This window comes from Catenuloplanes atrovinosus (genome assembly GCF_031458235.1).
GTDB classification, from domain to species: Bacteria; Actinomycetota; Actinomycetes; order Mycobacteriales; family Micromonosporaceae; genus Catenuloplanes; species Catenuloplanes atrovinosus.
In genome coordinates this window covers 7,932,222-7,951,978 of the sequence record NZ_JAVDYB010000001.1, presented here as the reverse complement: position 1 = coordinate 7,951,978, position 19,757 = coordinate 7,932,222, and the positions used below count along the sequence as shown (strand labels likewise).

The window sequence follows — 19,757 nt, the reverse complement described above, 5'->3', positions numbered from 1 at the left end:
CCGATGTGGTCCCGGTCGCGCGTGTTCCCCCGCCGGAGGGTCCAGCGTGCGGGACACCGCGTGGATCGGGCAGGATTGTCGCGCGATGACGACGACTATTGCCGAGACCGCGATCGACTGGTTCGACACGCACGCCCGCGACCTGCCCTGGCGCGAGCCGGACGCCTCCCCCTGGGCGATCCTGGTCAGCGAGGTGATGCTGCAGCAGACGCCGGTGGTCCGGGTGCTCCCGGCCTGGCGTGCCTGGATGGCGAGGTGGCCGGTGCCGGCCGCGCTGGCCGCGGATCCGCCGGGCGAGGCGATCCGGATGTGGGACCGGCTGGGCTACCCGCGTCGCGCGCTGCGGCTGCACGCGTGCGCGACCGCGATCGTGGAGCGGCACGGCGGCGAGGTCCCGGACGACCTGGATCAGCTGCTGGCGCTGCCCGGCATCGGCGTGTACACGTCGCGTGCGGTGGCCGCGTTCGCGTACGGGCAGCGGCATCCGGTCGTGGACACGAACGTGCGCCGGTTCGTGTCCCGCGCGGTGGCGGGCGAGCCGGACGCGGGCCTGGCGACCACGCCCGCCGATCTGGTGGCGTGCGAGGCCCTGCTGCCGGAGGAGCCGGCCCGGGCGGCACGGGCCAGCGCCGCGTTCATGGAGATCGGCGCGCTGATCTGCACGGCCCGGTCGCCGCGCTGCCCGGACTGCCCGGTGGCGTCCGGGTGCGCGTGGCGGGCGTCGGGCAGGCCGATGCCGGACGGGCCGACGCGGCGCCCGCAGAAGTACGCGGGGACGGACCGGCACGTCCGCGGCCTGATCATGGCGGTGCTGCGGCAGTCGGAGACGCCGGTGTCGCGGCACCGCATCGACCTGGTGTGGCCGGACGAGGCGCAGCGCGAGCGTGCACTGGCCGGCCTGCTGACCGACGGCCTGGCCCGGACCGCACCGGATCTGCCGGAGCACTTCGTCCTGCCCTGACCCGGGTCGTGACATGAAGAAGGGGCCCCTCGCGGGGCCCCTTCTCACATGCTCGGCTACTCCTCGGTGGCGACGCCCAGGTCGGCCGGGACCGTCTCCGGCACCTCGACCGGCCGGTCCGACGCCCGGAACACGAGCTTGGACTGCTCGATGTTGTCCGGGTCGCCCTCGCAGTCGACGACCACGATGTGGCCGGGGCGCAACTCGTTGAAGAGGATGCGCTCGGACAGGTTGTCCTCGACGTCGCGCTGAATGGTCCGGCGCAGCGGCCGGGCACCCAGCACCGGATCGAAGCCCTTCTTCGCCAGGTACTTCTTCGCGTTGTCCGTCAGCTCCAGGCCCATGTCCTTGTTCTTCAGCTGCGACTCGATGCGCGAGACGAAGATGTCCACGATGTGCAGGATCTCCTCCTGCTGGAGCTGGTGGAAGACGATCGTGTCGTCGATGCGGTTCAGGAACTCCGGGCGGAAGTGCTGCTTCAGCTCGTCGTTGACCTTCTGCTTCATCCGCTCGTAATTCGACTCCTGGTCCTCCGACGCCTGGAAACCGAGCGACACGGCCTTGGCCACGTCCCGGGTGCCCAGGTTGGTCGTCAGGATGATGACCGTGTTCTTGAAGTCCACGATCCGGCCCTGACCATCGGTCAGCCGGCCGTCCTCCAGGATCTGCAACAGCGTGTTGAAGACATCCGGGTGCGCCTTCTCGATCTCGTCGAACAGCACCACACTGAACGGCTTACGACGCACCTTCTCCGTCAGCTGCCCACCCTCGTCGTAACCGACGTAACCGGGAGGCGCACCGACCAGGCGCGACACCGTATACCGATCGTGGAACTCCGACATGTCCAGCTGAATCAGCGCATCCTCGGAGCCGAACAGGAACTCCGCCAGCGCCTTGGAGAGCTCGGTCTTACCGACGCCCGAGGGGCCGGCGAAGATGAACGAGCCGGACGGTCGCTTCGGGTCCTTGAGGCCGGCCCGGGTACGCCGGATCGCCTTGGAGACGGCCTTGACCGCGTCCGACTGGCCGACGACCCGCTTGTGCAGCTCGTCCTCCATGCGCAGCAGCCGGGAGGTCTCCTCCTCGGTGAGCTTGTAGACCGGGATGCCGGTCCAGTTGCCCAGCACCTCCGCGATCTGCTCGTCGTCCACCTCGCTGACCACGTCGAGGTCGCCGGCCTTCCACTGCTTCTCGCGCTGTGCCTTCTGCGAGAGCAGTTGCTTCTCCTTGTCGCGCAGCTGCGCGGCCCGCTCGAAGTCCTGCGCGTCGATCGCGGACTCCTTGCCCCGGCGCACCTCGGCGATCTTCTCGTCGAAGTCGCGCAGGTCCGGCGGCGCGGTCATCCGGCGGATGCGCATCCGCGCGCCGGCCTCGTCGATCAGGTCGATCGCCTTGTCCGGCAGGTAGCGGTCGGAGATGTACCGATCGGCCAGCGTGGCCGCCGCGACCAGCGCGGCATCCGTGATCGAGACCCGGTGGTGGGCCTCATAGCGGTCACGCAGACCCTTGAGGATCTCGATGGTGTGCGCCAGCGACGGCTCGCCCACCTGGATCGGCTGGAACCGGCGCTCCAGCGCCGCGTCCTTCTCCAGGTGCTTGCGGTACTCGTCGAGCGTGGTGGCGCCGATGGTCTGCAGCTCGCCGCGGGCCAGCATCGGCTTCAGGATGCTGGCGGCGTCGATCGCGCCCTCGGCCGCGCCCGCACCGACGAGGGTGTGGATCTCGTCGATGAACAGGATGATGTCGCCCCGGGTGCGGATCTCCTTGAGCACCTTCTTCAGGCGCTCCTCGAAATCACCCCGGTAGCGGGAACCGGCCACCAGCGCGCCCAGGTCCAGCGTGTAGAGCTGCTTGTCCTTCAGCGTCTCGGGCACCTCACCCTTGACGATCTTCTGCGACAGGCCCTCCACCACCGCGGTCTTACCGACACCCGGCTCGCCGATCAGCACCGGATTGTTCTTGGTCCGGCGGGACAGCACCTGCATGACCCGCTCGATCTCCTTCTCGCGCCCGATCACCGGGTCGAGCTTGCCCTCGCGGGCGGCCTGGGTGAGGTTCCGGCCGAACTGGTCCAGCACCAGGCTGGTCGACGGCGTGGCCTCGCCACCGGCCGCGGCGGCGGCCGTGGTGCCCTTGTCCTGATATCCGGAAAGGAGCTGGATGACCTGCTGGCGGACCCGGTTGAGGTCGGCGCCCAGCTTGACCAGCACCTGCGCTGCCACGCCCTCACCCTCACGGATCAGGCCGAGCAGGATGTGCTCCGTACCGATGTAGTTGTGGCCGAGTTGCAGCGCCTCGCGGAGCGACAGCTCCAGCACCTTCTTGGCCCGAGGCGTGAACGGGATGTGCCCGCTGGGGGCCTGCTGACCCTGACCGATGATCTCTTCGACCTGCTGGCGCACGCCTTCGAGCGAGATGCCCAGGCTCTCCAGGGCCTTGGCGGCGACGCCCTCACCCTCGTGGATGAGGCCCAACAGGATGTGCTCGGTGCCGATGTAGTTGTGGTTGAGCATCCGGGCCTCTTCCTGAGCCAGGACGACAACCCGACGCGCTCGGTCGGTGAACCGCTCGAACATATCCCTCGTGCTCCTCACGTGCCGTGCGCACTCGATCTTGTGAGTCGAGCAACGTGGCGGCGCCTCTGCCCGCGAAACCACGTCCCTGCCTGTAAACCACGCCCGGACATCCACGGAGGATGTCCATGCCATCACTCTATCGCCGCCGACCGACTTCGCCGCTCCTCGACGTTGTCCGAGAACCGGCAGCCGGCGACGCATTTACCAACCTGCCACGCAGGACACCTGTTCCCTGGCCAGGGGCGCTACGCGGACAGCGAAATCGATCAGGTGGGCACCGGTTGTCCACAGGTTCGCCACGTTATCCACAGGGGCTGTGGTTATCAACAGGTCGCTGTGGATAACACGCTGAGCAGCACAAATACGCACGGAGGCCCGCGACGCGGTGCGCGTCGCGGGCCTCCGGCCGTAGAACGATGGGGTTACGGGGTGATCAGCGCCCGGGGCCCTTCGCGTGAAACTCGTCGACGATCTCCTGCGGGATGCGCCCGCGGTCGGAGATCTCCTTGCCCTCTTTCTTGGCCCAGAGGCGGATGGCCTTGTTCTGCTCCCGGTCCGCCGCCGCGCCGCCACGGCCTCGCGCGGCGCGACCACCGACAACGACACCGCCCCGGCCGACCTTAGTGCCGGCGCCGACGTAGGGCTCGAAAAGGGACCGCAATTTCTCGGCGTTCTTCTTCGAGAGGTCGATCTCGTACTGCACACCGTCGAGGGCGAACTTGACCGTCTCGTCCGCGTCGCCGCCGTCGATGTCGTCGACCAGCTTGTGAATGATCTGCTTGGCCACGGGCCGTTATCCTTCCGAGCAAGTTTCTCCCGCAATACCTGAACAATAACTCAAAAGATGCGTCGCCCGTCAATAGGATGGGCAGGGTCTTGTGGCGTGCCGGGCGGGGAGGCTTTCCAGAATGCCGATGTGGAAGGGATTCCCTGGTCAACCGGGGTGCAAGGAACCGAAGCGACATTCTCCGCCGCGCCCTTGGAAGGCATTCACCCACGATACGAGGCCGGATCGTGACCGGAAATCCGCGAACCGCTCAAGTGCTACCTGGCGAACTGCGAGGTGGATGTTGTGTCCGCAGTCACGCCGCGTCACACCCGGCCGCCGGGAAGGGAGCATTTCGGACTCCGGTACCGACATGCCCCACACCACTGTGACAGCCGGCGCCCGGCCCGGGCCGGGCGGATAGGGACAGCTCGCCCCGGAACCATACTCGCCAGTCAGGGCAAGGATAAAGGCCGCCACCGATTCGCCCGGTTCCGTGTCCGGCGGATTGCTGTCCGTCACGGAATGGAACCGGCCGAATATCAACTCGCCCGCGCCGGGGTGCGGTGCGCGCACCCGCAATTCCAATTAGACGTTGCGCTCGTACACCATGCGAAGACCGATCAACGTGATCATGGGTTCATGGTGCGTGATCGTGCGGCACTCGCCGACCACCAGCGGCGCCAGGCCGCCGGTCGCGATCACGGCCTTGACCTCACCGATCTCCTCGGTCATCCGCTCCACGATGCGGTCCACCTGACCGGCGAAACCGAAGTACAGCCCGGACTGCAGGCACTCCACGGTGTTCTTCCCGATCACCGAGCGCGGCTTGGTGGCCTCCACCTTGCGCAGTTGGGCGGCACGGGCGGCGAGCGCGTCGAACGAGATCTCGATGCCCGGCGCGAACGCGCCGCCGAGAAACTCACCGCGCGCGCTGATCACGTCGAAGTTCGTGGTGGTGCCGAAGTCGACCACGATCGACGGGCCGCCGTAGAGGCTGTGCGCGGCCAGCGTGTTCACCACGCGGTCCGCGCCGACCTCCTTCGGGTTGTCGATGGCGAGCTGCACGCCGGTGCGCACGCCCGGCTCCACGATCACGTTCGGGACGGACGCGTAGTACTTGGCCAGCATCGCCCGCAGGTTGCGCAGCGCGGCCGGCACGGTGGAGCAGGCCGCCACCCCGGTGATCTCCACGGCGTCACCGGCCAGCAGCCCGCGGAACATCAGGCCCAGCTCGTCCGCGGTCGACCGGGCGTCGGTCTTCACCCGCCAGGAGTGCCGGAGCTGGTCACCGTCGAACGTGGCCAGGACGGTGTTCGTGTTTCCGATGTCGATGCAGAGCAGCACGGTGGCAGCCTAGCGAGCAGGCGATCTACCTCGGGCGCAGGTCCATGGCGATGTCCAGGATCGGCGAGGAGTGGGTCAGGCCGCCGACCGAGAGGTAGTCCACCCCGGTCGCGCCGTACTCGGCCGCGACCGCCAGCGTCAGGCCGCCGGTCGCCTCCAGCTCGGCCCGGTCGCCGACCGCGGCCACCACCTCGCGCAGCAGCTCCGGGCTCATGTTGTCGCAGAGCAGGAAGTCCGCGCCGGCCTCCACCGACTCGACCGCCTCCGCGACCGTGGTGACCTCCACCTGCACCGGCACGTCCGGGAACGTCTCGCGCACCCGCCGGTAGGCCGCGGTCAGGCCGCCGGCCGCGAGCTTGTGGTTGTCCTTGATCATCGCGACGTCGTACAGGCCCATCCGCTTGTTGGTGCCGCCGCCGGCCCGGACCGCGTACTTCTCCAGCACGCGCAGGCCCGGCGTGGTCTTGCGGGTGTCCAGCACGGTCGCCTTCGTGCCGGCCAGCGCGTCCGCCCAGGCGCGGGTGTGGGTGGCCACGCCGGACGCCCGGCACAGCAGGTTCAGCGCGGTGCGCTCCGCGGTCAGCAACGCCCGGGTCGGCCCGGTCACGGTGGCGAGGACGTCGCCGCGGGTCACGCGCGCGCCGTCGGCCGCGGTCAGCACCACCTCGACGGTACGGCCGGAGGAGAGCTCGAAGACCGCGGCGGCGACCGCGAGCCCGGCCACCACGCCGTCCGCGCGCGCGATCAGGTCGGCCGTGTCCGTCTGGTCCGCCGGGATGGTGGACTCGCTGGTCACGTCGCGGTGCTCCGGCCCGAGGTCCTCCTCGAGCGCGGTGCGGACGATCCGCTCGATCTCCGCGACCGGCAGGCCGGCCTCGTCCAGCGCGGTCCGCGTCGGGTCACTGAGGCTGGTGGTCATGCGATCGGCTCCCAGGTGTGGGTGGGTGTTCCGTCCTCGGCCAGCGCGGTGACCAGGTGGCCGCGCCACTCGTCCTCCGCCACGCCGAAATCCTCCCGCCAGTGGCAGCCGCGGGTCTCCTGCCGGGCGTACGCCGCGCCGGTCAGCGCCGTGGCCACGGTGAGCAGGTTCGTCGCCTCCCAGCTCGCGGTGCGCGGCGTGCCGCGGCGCCCGGCCGTGGCGGTGAGCGCGGCCGCGGTGCCGACCAGCGAACCGGCCGAGCGCAGCACGCCCGCGCCCCGGCTCATCGCGCGCTGCAGGTCCGGGCGCGCGTTCTCGTCCACCACCCACTGGGCGCTGGCGTCGGCCAGCACCGGCTCGGACTGCGGCGGCAGGTCGCGGCGGATGTCGTCGGCGATCCGGCGGGAGAAGACCAGGCCCTCCAGCAGCGAGTTGCTGGCCAGCCGGTTCGCGCCGTGCACGCCGGTGCAGGCCACCTCGCCGCACGCGTACAGCCCGGGAATGCTGGTGCGGCCGTGCAGGTCGGTACGGACGCCGCCGGAGGCGTAGTGCGCGGCCGGCGCCACCGGGATCAGGTCGGTCACCGGGTCCACGCCGGCGGCCCGGCAGGACGCCAGGATGGTCGGGAAGCGGTGCTCCAGGAAGTCCCGGCCGAGATGGCGGGCGTCCAGGTAGACGTGGTCCGAGCCCTCGGACAGCAGCACCCGGTGGATGCCCTTCGCCACCACGTCGCGCGGCGCCAGCTCGGCCAGCTCGTGCTGGCCGACCATGAACCGCTTGCCGTCGCCGTCGACCAGGTGCGCGCCCTCGCCGCGCAGCGCCTCGCTGATCAGCGGGCGCTGAACCGCGCTGACCGCGCCGGAGACGAACGACGTGGGGTGGAACTGGACGAACTCGACATCGGTCACCGCGGCGCCGGCCCGCAGCGCGAGCGCCACGCCGTCGCCGGTGGAGACGGACGGGTTCGTGGTGGACGCGAATATCTGGCCCATCCCGCCGGTGGCCAGCACCACGGCCCGGCCCAGGATCGCGCCGACGCCGTCCTCCGAGCCCTCGCCCAGCACGTGCAGCGTGATCCCGCAGGCCCGGCCCGTCGCGTCGGTCAGCAGGTCCAGGACCAGCGCGTGCTCGACCATCCGGATCCACGGGTCGCGCCCGACCGCGGCGTGCAGCGCGCGCTGCACCTCCGCGCCGGTGGCGTCGCCGCCGGCGTGCACGATCCGGTTCGCGCGGTGGCCGCCCTCGCGGGTCAGCATCAGCGAGCCGTCCGCGTTGCGGTCGAACTCCGCGCCGGTGCGGATCAGCTCGCGGACCCGCGCCGGCCCCTCCTCCACCAGCACGCGCACCGCCTCCGCGTCGCACAGCCCGACGCCGGCGACCTCGGTGTCGTAGGCGTGCGACTCCGGGGTGTCCAGCGGATCGAGCACCGCGGCGATCCCGCCCTGCGCCCACCGGGTCGACCCGTCGTCGATGTTCACCTTGGTGACCACGGTGACGTGCAGCCCACCTTCGCGAAGATGCAACGCGGCGGTAAGCCCGGCGATACCGGAGCCCACGACGATGACGTCGGTGGTCTCGGTCCAGCCCGGCGCCGGGGCGGCGAGACGCGTCGGCAGGGCCGGAAGATCGAGTGGACGCATCCCTCCAGTCAACTCGACCCGCCTACCCTTTGGGGAGCGCCGCCGTCGAAAAGTGGGGCTAATCGCTCGCCCGCTCCGGTTCTCGCACCGCGGAACCGGCAGGGAGCCCGGCTGCCGCCCCGACCGCCCGCCCCTGACCGGCGTGAATGCTCTGCCTCGCGCGGCCGGCCGGTGCCCGCGGGGGCATGCGGACCCCGGCCCGCCGGAAGCGGGTAAATCGGGTGCTTAGTCGGTGATCGGCAGCGCGTTCGGCCCCGCACCGCGCAGCGACTTGTTGACCTTGATGTCCTGGAGCCAGACGTAGCAGCGGGCGCCGCGGTCACCGGTCTTCCAGTCGGCCTCGTTCGCCAGCACCGGCGCGACGCCGCTGCGCGCCGCGAGATCGTCGTCCTTCGGCACCTTCACGTAGTCGGCGATCCTCTGGCGGCAGTTGTTGTAGAACGTCTGCCACGCCGCGATGTCGGTGACCTGCGGGTACTTCGTGTTCGCCGGGGCCTGCCAGACGCCGACGAACTCGCCGTTGTGCTCCTTGGCGCAGTCGATCGCGGCCATCTTGGTGATCTCGAGCGTGCTCTGCACGTCCATCGTGTAGCAGCCCAGCCGCAGCGGCGCGTTCTCCGCCTTCAGCCCGTCCTTGACCGAGCCCTTGCGGAGCACGGTGGTGCCGTTCTCCTCCACGTTCGTCCGCTCGGTCACGTCGCACCGGTACCACCGGGCGCCGCCGGTCCACGCCTTGTCGGACGGGAGCGCGAGACCGAGCGCGAGCCGGCCGAGCCGCCAGTCGGCGCCGAGGTACGTCGCGGACTGCTTGTCGCACTCGGCGAACGCGGCGCGCGCCGCGTCGGAGTCACGGGCCGGCGGCTTGTCCGCGTCGGCCGGCGCGCCGGTGAACGTGCCGACGAACGTGGTCTCGGTGCGGTGGTCCGCGGCGCAGTCCACCGGCGTCGACAGCGTGCGCGGCGCGACCGGCGCGAAGTCCGTGGCATAGCAGACACCCGCGGCCGGCACGAACGACGTGGGCGCCGGAAGCCCTGCCCAGTCGTCGGTCAGCTCACCGTCGACGCCCCCGGGCAGGCCGCAGCCGGCCAGTCCCGCCACCATCACGGCGCCGAGCGCCAGCGCCGCCACCGAGCGTCGCATCCGAGAGACCTCCCCAATCGCCCACACGGACCCGAATCAAGCCCGAGCCCTAACGTAACGTCCGCGACGGGACACGGCATGCCGCGTGCCCCGATCGGGAGCCTGGTGTTGCCGTGTCGTCGCAGCTCAGCGCAGTTCTATCGGAATGTTGTCGATGAGCCGCGTGGTGCCGACCCGGGCGGCGGTGAGCAGCCGGGCCGGGCCGTGCTCCGGTGCCGGGCCGAGGTCGGGCGCGAGCAGCACCAGATAGTCCAGGTCCACGCCGGGCTCGTCGCGAATCCGCGCGTGCGCGGCGGCGAGCGCGTCGGCCGCGGAGCCACCGGCGGCCGCGGTCTCCGCGCCGGCGCGCAGGCCGGCGGAGAGCGCGAGCGCGGTCGCCCGCTCCCCGGCGGAGAGGTAGCGGTTGCGGCTGGACAGCGCCAGCCCGTCCGGCTCGCGCACGGTCGGCACGCCCACCACCTCGACCGGTACGTTGAGGTCGCGCACCATCCGGGTCACCAGGGTCAGCTGCTGATAGTCCTTCTCCCCGAAGAACGCCAGGTCCGGGCGGGTGAGCTGGAGCAGCTTCAGCACCACGGTGAGCACGCCGTGGAAGAAGCCGGGCCGGCTCGCGCCCTCCAGTTCCTCGCCGAGCGGCCCCGGGTTGAGCCGGACCTGCGGCGGGCCGTCCGGGTACATCTCCCGGGCGGACGGCGCGAACACCAGGTCGACGCCGGCCCGCGCGCAGATCTTCAGGTCCGCGTCGAGCGTGCGCGGGTAGCGGTCGAGATCCTCGTTCGGCCCGAACTGCAACGGGTTCACGAAGATCGTCACGATCACCCGGTCGGCCCGCTCCCGGGCCGCGCGCATCAGCGACTCGTGGCCCTCGTGCAGCGCGCCCATGGTCATCACCACGGCCACCCGGCCGGTCAGCTTCGCGCGCGCGTCCGCGAGTTCGGCGACCGTGTTGACCAGCTCAGAGGTCGTCATGCGGGGTGCCCTCCCGGGCGTCGGCGAGGACGTCGAGCAGCGGCTCGGCGTCCACGGGGCGGAGCCGGCCGGCGGAGATCGCGCGGTCGGCGGTGCGCCGGGCCAGCGCCCGGTAGGCCGGAACGGACTCCGGCGCCACCTCGGTCAGCTCGGCCAGGTGACGCGCGACCGTGCCGGCGTCGCCGCGGGAGACCGGGCCGGTCAGCGCCGCGTCGCCGAACGCCAGCGCGTTCTCCAGCGAGGCGCGCAGCAGCGGCGCCAGCACCCGCTCCGGGTGCAGCACACCCGCGTCGCGCAGCCGGTCCAGCGCGTCGTTGACCAGCGTGATCAGGTGGTTCGCCCCGTGCGCGAGCGAGGCGTGGTAGAGCGCGCGGTCGCCGTCCCGGATCCACTCGACCGCGCCGCCGAGCTGCTCGACCAGGCGGGCGGCGAACGGACGGACGTCCGCGCGGGCGGTCACGCCGTACGAGATGCCGTGCAGCCGGGCCAGGTCGTCCGGCCGGCCGGTGAACGTCATCGCCGGGTGCAGCGCCAGCGGGCGGGCGCCGCGCGCGACGGCCGGATGCAGCGGCGTGAGCCCGTGCGCGCCGGACGTGTGCGCGACGACCTGGCCGGGCCGCAGCGCGCCCTCGTCCGCGAGGCCGCGCACCACGGCCGCCAGCGCGTCGTCCGGCACCGCGACCAGCAGCAGGTCGGTGGCCGCGCGGGCGACCCGGGTGGGTGGCAGGTGGGCGGTGTCCGGCAGCATCCGGTCGATCCGCTCGGTGGTGGCGTCGGAGGTGCCGGAGGCGGCGATCACCCGGTGCCCGGCCGCGGTCAGCGCGGCGCCGAGCGTGGCGCCCACCCGGCCGGCGCCGACGATCCCGACGGTCAGCGTGGGGTTCGGCGTCCGCGCGGTGACGGCGGACGGGCGGCGCATCGATGCGGCCATGTCAGCGATCCAGTCCTCGAAGGGTAGGTACCGGTCGGGGCCAGTATGCGCCAGTGTTTCAGAGCCGATACAAGCACGTGTGAAAACGTTCACCACGGCCGTCCGGCGGGCAACCGAACGGCCGCTGGTGAGGGTCAGTACAGGAATCCCGCATCGAGGAACTTGAAGTTCGTGTTCGGCCGGTCGCCGTCGCCCGGCGTGTTCTGACCGTCGTGCACCACCAGCAGCCCGCCGGGGAAGCCGGGCAGCGGCGTGGGCGTCACGGCCGCGCCGTCGCACTCCTGCGAGCCGTCCACGCGCGGGCCGTCGACCACGGCGAAGTGCCCGATCGGCCGGTTCGAGCGCCGGTCGTACGTGTAGAACGTGTCGTCGCCCTGGCTGGAGACCAGCAGCGTGCCGCCGGTCCGGCCGGTCGGCAGGATGGTCAGGCCCTCCACGTCCGCGGCGATCCGGCCGCCGAAGCCCGGGTCCGCGCCGTAGTCGACCACGCACTCCTCGGTCGCCTCGTCGTAGGTGGCCGGGATGCCAAACTCGCGCACCCGCTCCACCATGGCCGGCCGGCCCGTGAAGCGGCCGTCGCGGATCGGCACCCGCCAGAGCGCCACGTCCTCCTGCGCTAGGTAGGCCGTGCGGTTCTCCGCGTCGACCACCACGCCCTCGACCTGCGGGCCGTCGCCCGGGTCGGTGCAGGGCGCCCAGTGCGTGCCGTCGGGCAGCGTGAACTCGGCCGGGAGCGTCAGGCGGTCGACCGGGCGGTAGCTGACCCGGCCGTTCCGCTCGACGAGCCGGAACGTGCCGACCTCGGGTGTGCTGCGGCGGCTGACCAGCAGATATCCGCCGTCGACGGCGTCCAGGCCGTAGGCGGTGCGCTGCTCGTTCACCTCGGCCTGGGTGGCGTTGAAGGCGAACGGCACGTCGGCCGCGGTCACGTCCGTGAGCAGGCCGGTCCGCTCGTCGATCGCGTAGAAGCGGAGCTGGTCACGGCCCCGGTCGCTGACCGCGGCGAGGTCCACGGTCCGGCCGCCGAGCCGGAAGTCCTCGACGATGTCCACGTTGTTGAACCGGCCGGCCTCGTCGTCCGGGCCCGGCGCGGGCGGCGTGGCGATCGACTGCAGCTCACGTCCGCGCAGGTCGTAGACGCGCAGGCCGCCGTTCTTCGCGGTAGCGATCACGCGGCTCAGTGCGGTAGCGATCACGCGGCTCAGTGCGGTGGCGCTCCCGCGGCTCTGTGCGGTGGCGCCCTTGCGGAACCGGGCGCGGTCGGCCGGGTGCACCCAGATCGCCGGGTCGTCCGCGTCGGCGTCGCCGCCGGCCTCGTCGTCGTAGAGCGCGGGCGTCTCCACGGCCGGCACGACCTTCTCGACGGGCCGCGGCCCGTGGGCCGCCGCCGGATTCGCGGTCGTCGTCAGGAGCAGCGTGGGTACGGCGAGAGCCGCGCCGATGAACCTCAGGGAAGGAGCTCGCATGTGACGCGACCGTAGGGTGTCCACGATGACTGATCCTGAACTCGGCATGAACAGCCCTCGATGGCGCGCGGCCATGGAGACCGCGCTCTACGGGCCGGACGGCTTCTTCACGCGGCCGGGCGCGGCCGGTCCCGGCGGGCACTTCCGGACCAGCGCGCACGCCACCGCGATGTTCGCCCGCCTGCTCCGCCCGCTGCTGGCGCGGGTGGACGCGGCGCTCGGCCATCCGGACCCGTTCTGGCTGGTCGACGTGGGTGCCGGGCGCGGTGAACTGCTGCTGCGGATCACCCGGCGGCACCGGGCCGATTTCGGCGGCCGGCTGCGGCCGCTCGCGGTGGAGCTGGCCGGGCGGCCGGCGGAGCTGCCGCCCGGCGTCGGCTGGACCGACCGGGTCCCGGACGGGATCGTGGGCGTGCTGCTCGCGACCGAGTGGCTGGACAACGTGCCGGTGGACGTGGTGGAGGCGGGCCCGTCCGGTCTCCGGTACGTGCTGACCGACGACACGCTCGGCGGGCCGGTGTCCGACGCGGACGCGGCGTGGCTGGCGCGCTGGTATCCGCCGCTGCCGCCGGGCGCGCGGGCGGAGGTGGGGATCACCCGGGATCTCGCCTGGTCCGGCGCGCTCGCGCGGGTCGAGCGCGGCGTCGCGCTGGCCGTCGACTATGGACATGTCCGGGACGGCCGGCCGCTCGACGGCACGCTCACCGGGTACCGCGACGGGCGGCAGGTGCCACCGCGGGCGGACGGCACGACCGACATCACCGCACACGTCGCGATGGACGCCGTGGCCGACGCGGGCGCCGTGTCCCTCGCGGGAAGGCCGGCGGGCGGGTATCCGTACCGGCTGATGTCTCAACGGGATGCGCTGAAAGCGCTCGGGGCCGACGGGAGGCGACCACCGCTGGGCCTGGCCTCGACGGATCCGGCGGGGTACGTGCGCGCGCTGGCGAGTGCCTCGGCGGTGGGTGAGCTGCTGGACCCGGCCGGGCTGGGCGGCCACTGGTGGCTGGTGCAGCCGGTCGGCGTGGCGCACCCGTTCGGCTCCGGAGATGGCATTGTGGAGCCATGAGCCTCCGGGAAGTGACGGTCGGGACGCAGGCCGGGCTGGACACCGCGGACATGGTGCTCAACATCGGGCCGCAGCACCCGTCCACGCACGGCGTGCTCCGGCTACGGCTGCGCCTCGACGGCGAGCGGGTGGTCGAGTGCGAGCCGATCGTCGGCTACATGCACCGCGGCGCGGAGAAGCTGTTCGAGGTGCGCGACTACCGGCAGATCATCGTGCTGGCGAACCGGCACGACTGGCTCTCCGCGTTCTCCAACGAACTGGGCGTGGTGCTCGCGGTCGAGCGGCTGATGGGGCTGGAGGTGCCGGAGCGCGCGATCTGGCTGCGTACCGCGCTGGCCGAGCTGAACCGGGTGCTCAACCACCTGATGTTCCTCGGGTCGTACCCGCTGGAGATCGGTGCGATCACGCCGATGTTCTACGCGTTCCGCGAGCGGGAGTCGCTGCAGGCGGTGATGGAGGAGGTCTCCGGCGGCCGCATGCACTTCATGTTCAACCGCGTCGGCGGGCTGAAGGAGGAGGTGCCGTACGGCTGGACCGGGCGGGCCCGGGAGGCGATCGACGCGGTGCGACGGCGCATGCCGGACCTGGACGACCTGATCCGGCGCAACGAGATCTTCCTGGCTCGGACCGTGGGCGTGGGCGTGCTCTCCGCGGCGGAGGCGGCCGGGTTCGGCGCGTCCGGGCCGGTCGCGCGCGCCTCCGGGCTCGACCTGGACCTGCGGCGGGACGAGCCCTACCTGGCGTACGGCGAGTTGGACGTGCCGGTGGTGACGCGGACGGCGGGCGACTGCCACGCCCGGTTCGAGGTGCTGCTGGACCAGGTGTACGCGTCGCTCGACCTGGCGCGGGCCTGCCTGGACCGGGTGGACCGGATCACCGGGCCGGTCAACGTGCGGCTGCCGAAGGTGGTGAAGGCGCCGGAGGGGCACACGTACGCGTGGACGGAGAACCCGCTGGGGATCAACGGGTACTACCTGGTGTCGCGCGGGGAGAAGACGCCGTGGCGGCTCAAGCTGCGAACCGCGTCGTATGCGAACGTGCAGGCGCTGTCCACGCTGCTGCCGGGCTGCCTGGTGCCGGACCTGATCGCGATCCTCGGGTCGATGTTCTTCGTGGTGGGGGATATCGACAAATAGGCCGGGTCAACGCCGGTAGTCGTCGCGGTCCCACTCGATGGCGGAGATCGCGCGTTGCTCGCCGGTGAACTGGCTGGCCTCGCCGTAGAGGCTGCTGGAGTCGAAGCGCTGCGGTGACCGGCCGCGGTCGTCCTGCCGGTAGTCGTACCCGCCGCGGTCGGCGCGCCGGCCGTCGTCGTATCGGCCGCCGTCGTACCGCCCGTCGTCGTACCGGCCGCGCGGCTGCTCCTCCGGGCCGGGCAGGCCGTCGTCCGGGCCGACCCGCCACGGCTCCTCGCGCCGGCCGCCCCGCTGCTGGGTGCGCCACGGCTGCGGGTCCTCGCCGACCCGGCGGATCTGCCCGGTGGACGGGCCCTGATCGATCACGCGGCGCATCTGCCCGGTCTGCGGGCCACGGCGATCCCGGTCGTACGGGTTGGCCGCGCGGTCCTCGCGGCGGACCGACTCCCACCGGTCCTCGACGCGCATCTCGGTGCCGCTGTCGTCGCTGCGGACGCTGGCGCGGCGCTCGCCCACGCGCAGCTCCTGGCCGCGGTCGTCCTGCCGGACCGCGGCGTAGCGGTCGCCGGCCTGCCGGATCTGGGACCAGCTGGGCTCGGACGAGCTGGACTCGAGCGCGGGCCGGTCGTACGGGTTGGCCTGCTCGCCCCAACTGGGCCGGCCGGGCCGGGCGGCGCGGCGGCCGACGTCCTCGGTGCTCTCCTCGCGCTCCGCCCGATCGTCGTTGCCGTAACCGCCGTAGCCGTAGCCGCCGCGGTCGTCGTTGCCGTACCCACCCCGGTCGTCGCTGTCGTACCCACCCCGGTCGTCGCCGCGGTAGCCGCCCTCGTCGGTGCCGTGGCCGCCGCCGCGGAAGTCGCGGTAGCCGGGGTCGAAGTCGCGGGCGCCCGGGTCGAAGCTGCCGCGGGCGCGGCGGCCGCGGTCCGCGGTGTCCCGGCCGTAGTCGTCGCCGCGGGAGCCGTTGTACTCGCCGGCGCCGTAGAGGGAGCCGCTGTCGCCGCGCGGGTCCACGATGGTCGACCGGGTGGTGACGTGCACGGTCTCGGTGTGCCGGACGATGCCGCCGGCCAGCTGGCCGGGGACGCTGCCGCGGCCGGCCTGCGCGCGGCCACCGGCGCGGCTCACGCTCGCGGAGGCGCTGGCCCGGGCGCGCCCGGTGTCCTCACGACGCTCTTCCTGGTCGTAGCCGCGGCCGCGGTCGTACTGGTCGTACTCGTCGTCGCGATCGCGACGGGCACGGCGCTCGTCCCGGTCCCGGTCGTCGCGGTCGTAGCCGGACCGCTCGTAGTCGTCGCCGCGGCCGTGGTCGCCGCGGCCGTAGTCGCTGCCGTAGCGATCGTCGCCGGAGCGGGCACCGTAGCCGTAGGCGTTGCCGTCGTCCGCCTCCGCGTACCGCTGGCCGGTGTAGCCGCCGTCGTCCGCCTGCGCCCGGCGCGGGGTGTATCCACCCTGGTCACCGCCGTACGTATCGTCCTGCGCCGACCCGTACGCGGTGGGCTCGTCGCGCTCGGCCGGGGCCGGCGGTGCGACGGACGCGCGCGCGTAGCCGGTCGCGACGCGGCCCTCCTGCTCGACGACCGGCGGCACGACCGCGGCCGCGGCGATCGCGGCCCGCCCGGGCGGCGCGGCGATCGCGACCGGCGCCGGATCGGGCACCGCGTTCTGCACCGCGGCGAACTGGGCTTGGAGGCCGTCGACCGCGGCGCTGAGCGCCTGGAGGCGCTGCTGGGACGCGGCCTGGCCGACGCGGGTGGCATTGGCTATCTCGCTGCGCACCTCGGCGCGCAGCCGCACCATCTCCTCGACCATCGCCTCTTCGAGATCGACTCGCGACGCACCTGATCCACCACGGAGGGTGACCGAGGCGCCGATGAGCGCGATCGACACGAGCACGAGGAAGACGGCGAACCGGAGCGTGCCGGTGCCGCCGCCGAAGAGCAGGAACAACGCCGCGAGCGGCGCGAGCCCGACACCGGCCCAGAGCAGGCCCTGTGCCAGGCGTGGGTTCGCCCGCTCGGCAACCGGATCAGGGGCTGGCATGGTCGTGAAGCCTACCCAGAGTCGCCGGATAGCGAAACGGGCTCGGATAGCGCGATCCGGCGCCATCGATGCCCTGAGCAGGGGCGATGGCGCCGGATCAGAATTTTCGGTTAACGAGCTAATTTGTGGCGAGTTCGCCGTCGGAGGAGAAGACCAGGCCGACGGAGACCGTGCCGGTCTTCAGCGCGTTCTTCGTCTGGGCGCCGCCCGCGTCGAGCGAGACGAACTGACCGGCCTGGAAGCCGTACGTGGTGACCAGCCCGGCCTGGCACTTCGGCCGCTGCGGGCACTCCGGCGGGCCGCCGAGCGAGGTGGCCGCGCCCGAGCACTTCGCGGCCAGGTCGCTGAGCGTGGTCAGCTCGTACTTCTCGGCGAACTCCTTGGTCACCGCGAACGCGTTCTGGTCCTGGGCGGCGGACGGCTTGCCGAACGCCAGGCCGACCTTGTCGCCCAGCCCGGCGAGCGCGGTCGTGGTGGCGGTCAGGTCCGGCGACGAGACCGGCGCCGCGTCCTTGCCGTTGACCTTGCCGTTCAGGAAGTCGGCGAGCGTCGCCGCGTACTCCGGGACGACCTGGATCTCGCCCTTCTCCAGCGCCGGCTCGTACAGCTCACGGTTGCCGATCTGCTGCACCGTGACCTTGTAGCCGGCCGCGGTGAGCGCGATGCTGTACAGCTCGGCGAGCGTCTGGTTCTCGCTGAAGTTCGCCGCACCGATCTTGATGTCGCCGCCCGGGCCCTTGGCGATCCCGGTGGTCAGGCCCGCGCCCGCCGCGAACTCGTCCGCCGCCACCTTGGGCGTCTTGCGGTCCACGTCGACCGCCTTGTTCAGCGCGATCAGCTTGGGGGTGTCCAGCGCCTCGGAGACCTTGTCCAGCGCCGCGACCAGCTCGGGCTTCGCCGCCGCCTTGTTGATCGCGGGGAGCACGTTGTCCGTGTTCTGCAGCGCCTTGTCGTCGGTGAGCACCACCAGCGAGGTGCCCGGCACGCCCGCGCAGCCGGCGCCCGCCGCCGCGCTGGCCGGCGCCTCGGTGCCGGACGAGCCGGCCTCCCCGCACGCGCTCAGGATCGTCGCCGCCGCCAGCGCGCCGAGCGCGCTCACGGCCAGCCGCTTGTATCTCAATGTGCCCGCCTTCCGTGTCCCGGCGCGCCCCCGGGCGGGGACGGCCGCGTGTCCGACGGACGGATGCCTGGTCATGCACCAGGATCGGGACCGCCCGCGCTGTCTCACCCAACATCGTGACCGGCGGGTACGACAACTTTCGCGGTTACTTGTCACCGGATCGTCATGATCCATATCCCGTCCGCGTTCATGATTGGAACATCGTCGCCGTTATTCCCGCTGAGCTTGTCATTCTTCGCTCAGCGGGCACCCGCGTCAGGCCGTCGCCGGGCGGCGGCGGACCCGGCGCGGGCGGCGCAGCGGGCGCGGCGTGAGCGCGCGCTCCAGCAGCGCCAGCAACCCCTCGATGCCGAGCGCGAGCAGTGCCACCAGCAGCGCGCCGGCCAGGATCTGCCCGCCGCCGACCGACATGCCCAGCCCGAAGCCGGCGCTGATGATCTGCCCGAGGCCGCCGCCGTTCACGAAGGACGCCAGCGCGGCCGTGGCCACCACCTGCACGGACGCGGTCCGGAAGCCGGTCGCCAGGTACGGCACGGCCAGCGCCAGCTCCACCCGGGTGAGCAACTGCCGGCCGGACAGGCCCATGCCGCGCGCCGCGTCCCGCGCCTCCGGGTCGATCTCCCGCACGCCGGTGTAGGCGTTGGCCAGCAGCGGCGGCACCGCGAACACGGCCAGCGCCAGGATCACCGGCGGGCGGCCGAAGCCGAGCGGCGTCAGCGGCAGGATGGTCAGCAGCGCGACCGTGGGGATGGCCAGCGTGACGTTGGAGATCAACACCACCGCGCCGCCGCCCCGGCCGGTGTGCCCCAGCCAGAGGCCGATCGGCCAGGCGACCAGGCAGCCGATCGCGACCGCGGCGAACGAGATCCACAGGTGCTCGCCCAGCCGGTCCAGGATGCCGCCGGGGTTCGTCCAGTTGAGCGGGTCGTTGAGCCAGACGATCGCCTGGTCGATCGCGTTCATCCGCGGGCCCCTCTCGTCCACGGCGTGAGCAGTCGCCCGGCGCCGGCCAGCAGCAGGTCCAGCAGCAGGCCCAGCGCCACGCAGAGCACGGTGCCGGTGAGGATCTCCGCCTTGTAGAAGTTGTTCCGGAAACCGCCCAGGATCAGATCGCCGAGCCCGCCGTAGCCGATCAGCGAGCCGACCGTGACCAGCGCCACGGTGGAGACGGTGGCCAGGCGCAGGCCGGTGAGGATCGCCGGGACGGCCAGCGGAAGGTCCACCCGGAAAAGCCGGGCCACCCGTCCGTACCCCATGCCCCGCGCCGCGTCCAGGACCTCGGCCGGAAGCTGGTTCAGTCCCGCCAGCGCGTTGCGCACGATGAGCAGCAGCGCGTAGAGGACCAGGGCGATCAACACCGAGGCCGGGCGCGTGGTGCCGACCAGCGGGGCGACGAACGCGAGCAGGGCCAGCGACGGGATGGTGTAGAGCACGCCGGAGAGTGCGAGAATCGGGCCGGTGAGCGGCCGGAACCAGTAGGCGAGCACCGCCAGCGGGAGCCCGACCGCCGCCGCGAGCGCCACCGCCTGGGTGGTCAGGGTCACGTGCTCGACGAGCGCGGACAGCACCGTGTCGGAGTTGTCCCGCAGGTACTGCCAGGAGAACCACGGGTTGCCGGGTGCATCGGCGTACTGCACGCTCCATAACACCCATTGCCGAGAGGACATACGTGGAACC

General features: G+C 72.1%; 16 protein-coding genes. 3 read left to right on the top strand and 13 right to left on the bottom strand.

The genetic code is table 11. The features are described from left to right. Positions 1-85 precede the first annotated feature (85 nt). A complete protein-coding gene (locus J2S41_RS35450) occupies positions 86-961 on the top strand; it encodes an iron-sulfur binding domain-containing protein (protein ID WP_310374613.1) in 876 nt (291 codons plus the stop codon). 56 nt (positions 962-1,017) lie between these two features. Here the strand turns inward: J2S41_RS35450 and J2S41_RS35445 are convergent, their stop codons facing one another. From J2S41_RS35445 to J2S41_RS35405, 9 genes are all read right to left on the bottom strand, one after another. After that, entirely contained in the window at positions 1,018-3,537 is a 2,520-nt protein-coding gene (locus J2S41_RS35445) for an ATP-dependent Clp protease ATP-binding subunit (protein WP_310374611.1), read from the bottom strand. A gap of 433 nt (positions 3,538-3,970) precedes the next feature. Continuing rightward, positions 3,971-4,324, bottom strand: a complete 354-nt coding sequence (locus J2S41_RS35440; protein WP_310374609.1) for a histone-like nucleoid-structuring protein Lsr2 — start codon at positions 4,322-4,324, stop codon at positions 3,971-3,973. A gap of 567 nt (positions 4,325-4,891) precedes the next feature. Beyond that, positions 4,892-5,650, bottom strand: a complete 759-nt coding sequence (locus J2S41_RS35435) for a type III pantothenate kinase (protein WP_310374607.1) — start codon at positions 5,648-5,650, stop codon at positions 4,892-4,894. Between the two features lie 25 nt (positions 5,651-5,675). Continuing rightward, a complete protein-coding gene (gene nadC / locus J2S41_RS35430; protein ID WP_310374606.1) occupies positions 5,676-6,569 on the bottom strand; it encodes a carboxylating nicotinate-nucleotide diphosphorylase in 894 nt (297 codons plus the stop codon). Then, complete coding sequence (locus J2S41_RS35425; protein WP_310374605.1) at positions 6,566-8,209, bottom strand: L-aspartate oxidase; 1,644 nt, start codon at positions 8,207-8,209, stop codon at positions 6,566-6,568. Before J2S41_RS35425 ends, nadC begins: the two co-directional genes overlap by 4 nt. Positions 8,210-8,434: 225 nt before the next feature. Further along, a complete protein-coding gene (locus J2S41_RS35420) occupies positions 8,435-9,349 on the bottom strand; it encodes a septum formation family protein (RefSeq protein ID WP_310374603.1) in 915 nt (304 codons plus the stop codon). A 126-nt stretch (positions 9,350-9,475) separates the two neighbouring features. After that, entirely contained in the window at positions 9,476-10,318 is an 843-nt protein-coding gene (gene panC, locus J2S41_RS35415; RefSeq protein WP_310374601.1) for a pantoate--beta-alanine ligase, read from the bottom strand. After that, positions 10,305-11,249: a Rossmann-like and DUF2520 domain-containing protein gene (locus J2S41_RS35410; RefSeq protein WP_310374599.1), complete on the bottom strand. Its 945-nt coding sequence runs from the start codon at positions 11,247-11,249 to the stop codon at positions 10,305-10,307. Before J2S41_RS35410 ends, panC begins: the two co-directional genes overlap by 14 nt. Positions 11,250-11,383: 134 nt before the next feature. Next, the gene (locus J2S41_RS35405) at positions 11,384-12,715 is read right to left on the bottom strand and encodes a phytase (RefSeq protein ID WP_310374597.1); all 1,332 of its coding nucleotides are present in this window, start codon (positions 12,713-12,715) and stop codon (positions 11,384-11,386) included. Between the two features lie 25 nt (positions 12,716-12,740). Between J2S41_RS35405 and J2S41_RS35400 the strand changes: the two genes are divergently transcribed. Both J2S41_RS35400 and J2S41_RS35395 read left to right on the top strand, forming a co-directional pair. Further along, on the top strand, positions 12,741-13,784 hold the full coding sequence (locus J2S41_RS35400; RefSeq protein ID WP_310374595.1) for an SAM-dependent methyltransferase: 1,044 nt from the start codon (positions 12,741-12,743) through the stop codon (positions 13,782-13,784). Then, positions 13,781-14,920: an NADH-quinone oxidoreductase subunit D gene (locus J2S41_RS35395; protein WP_310374593.1), complete on the top strand. Its 1,140-nt coding sequence runs from the start codon at positions 13,781-13,783 to the stop codon at positions 14,918-14,920. Before J2S41_RS35400 ends, J2S41_RS35395 begins: the two co-directional genes overlap by 4 nt. Positions 14,921-14,926: 6 nt before the next feature. On the opposite strand, the gene J2S41_RS35390 is transcribed toward J2S41_RS35395, so the two are convergent. The 4 genes from J2S41_RS35390 to J2S41_RS35375 all read right to left on the bottom strand — a co-directional run bounded on the left by J2S41_RS35390 (position 14,927) and on the right by J2S41_RS35375 (position 19,747). Then, a complete protein-coding gene (locus J2S41_RS35390) occupies positions 14,927-16,960 on the bottom strand; it encodes a hypothetical protein (protein WP_310374591.1) in 2,034 nt (677 codons plus the stop codon). A gap of 118 nt (positions 16,961-17,078) precedes the next feature. Next, positions 17,079-18,254: a glycine betaine ABC transporter substrate-binding protein gene (locus tag J2S41_RS35385; RefSeq protein ID WP_374728212.1), complete on the bottom strand. Its 1,176-nt coding sequence runs from the start codon at positions 18,252-18,254 to the stop codon at positions 17,079-17,081. An 81-nt stretch (positions 18,255-18,335) separates the two neighbouring features. After that, entirely contained in the window at positions 18,336-19,043 is a 708-nt protein-coding gene (locus J2S41_RS35380; RefSeq protein ID WP_310374587.1) for an ABC transporter permease, read from the bottom strand. After that, positions 19,040-19,747: an ABC transporter permease gene (locus tag J2S41_RS35375; RefSeq protein WP_310374585.1), complete on the bottom strand. Its 708-nt coding sequence runs from the start codon at positions 19,745-19,747 to the stop codon at positions 19,040-19,042. The genes J2S41_RS35380 and J2S41_RS35375 overlap by 4 nt, the downstream gene beginning before the upstream one ends. Positions 19,748-19,757 lie beyond the last annotated feature (10 nt).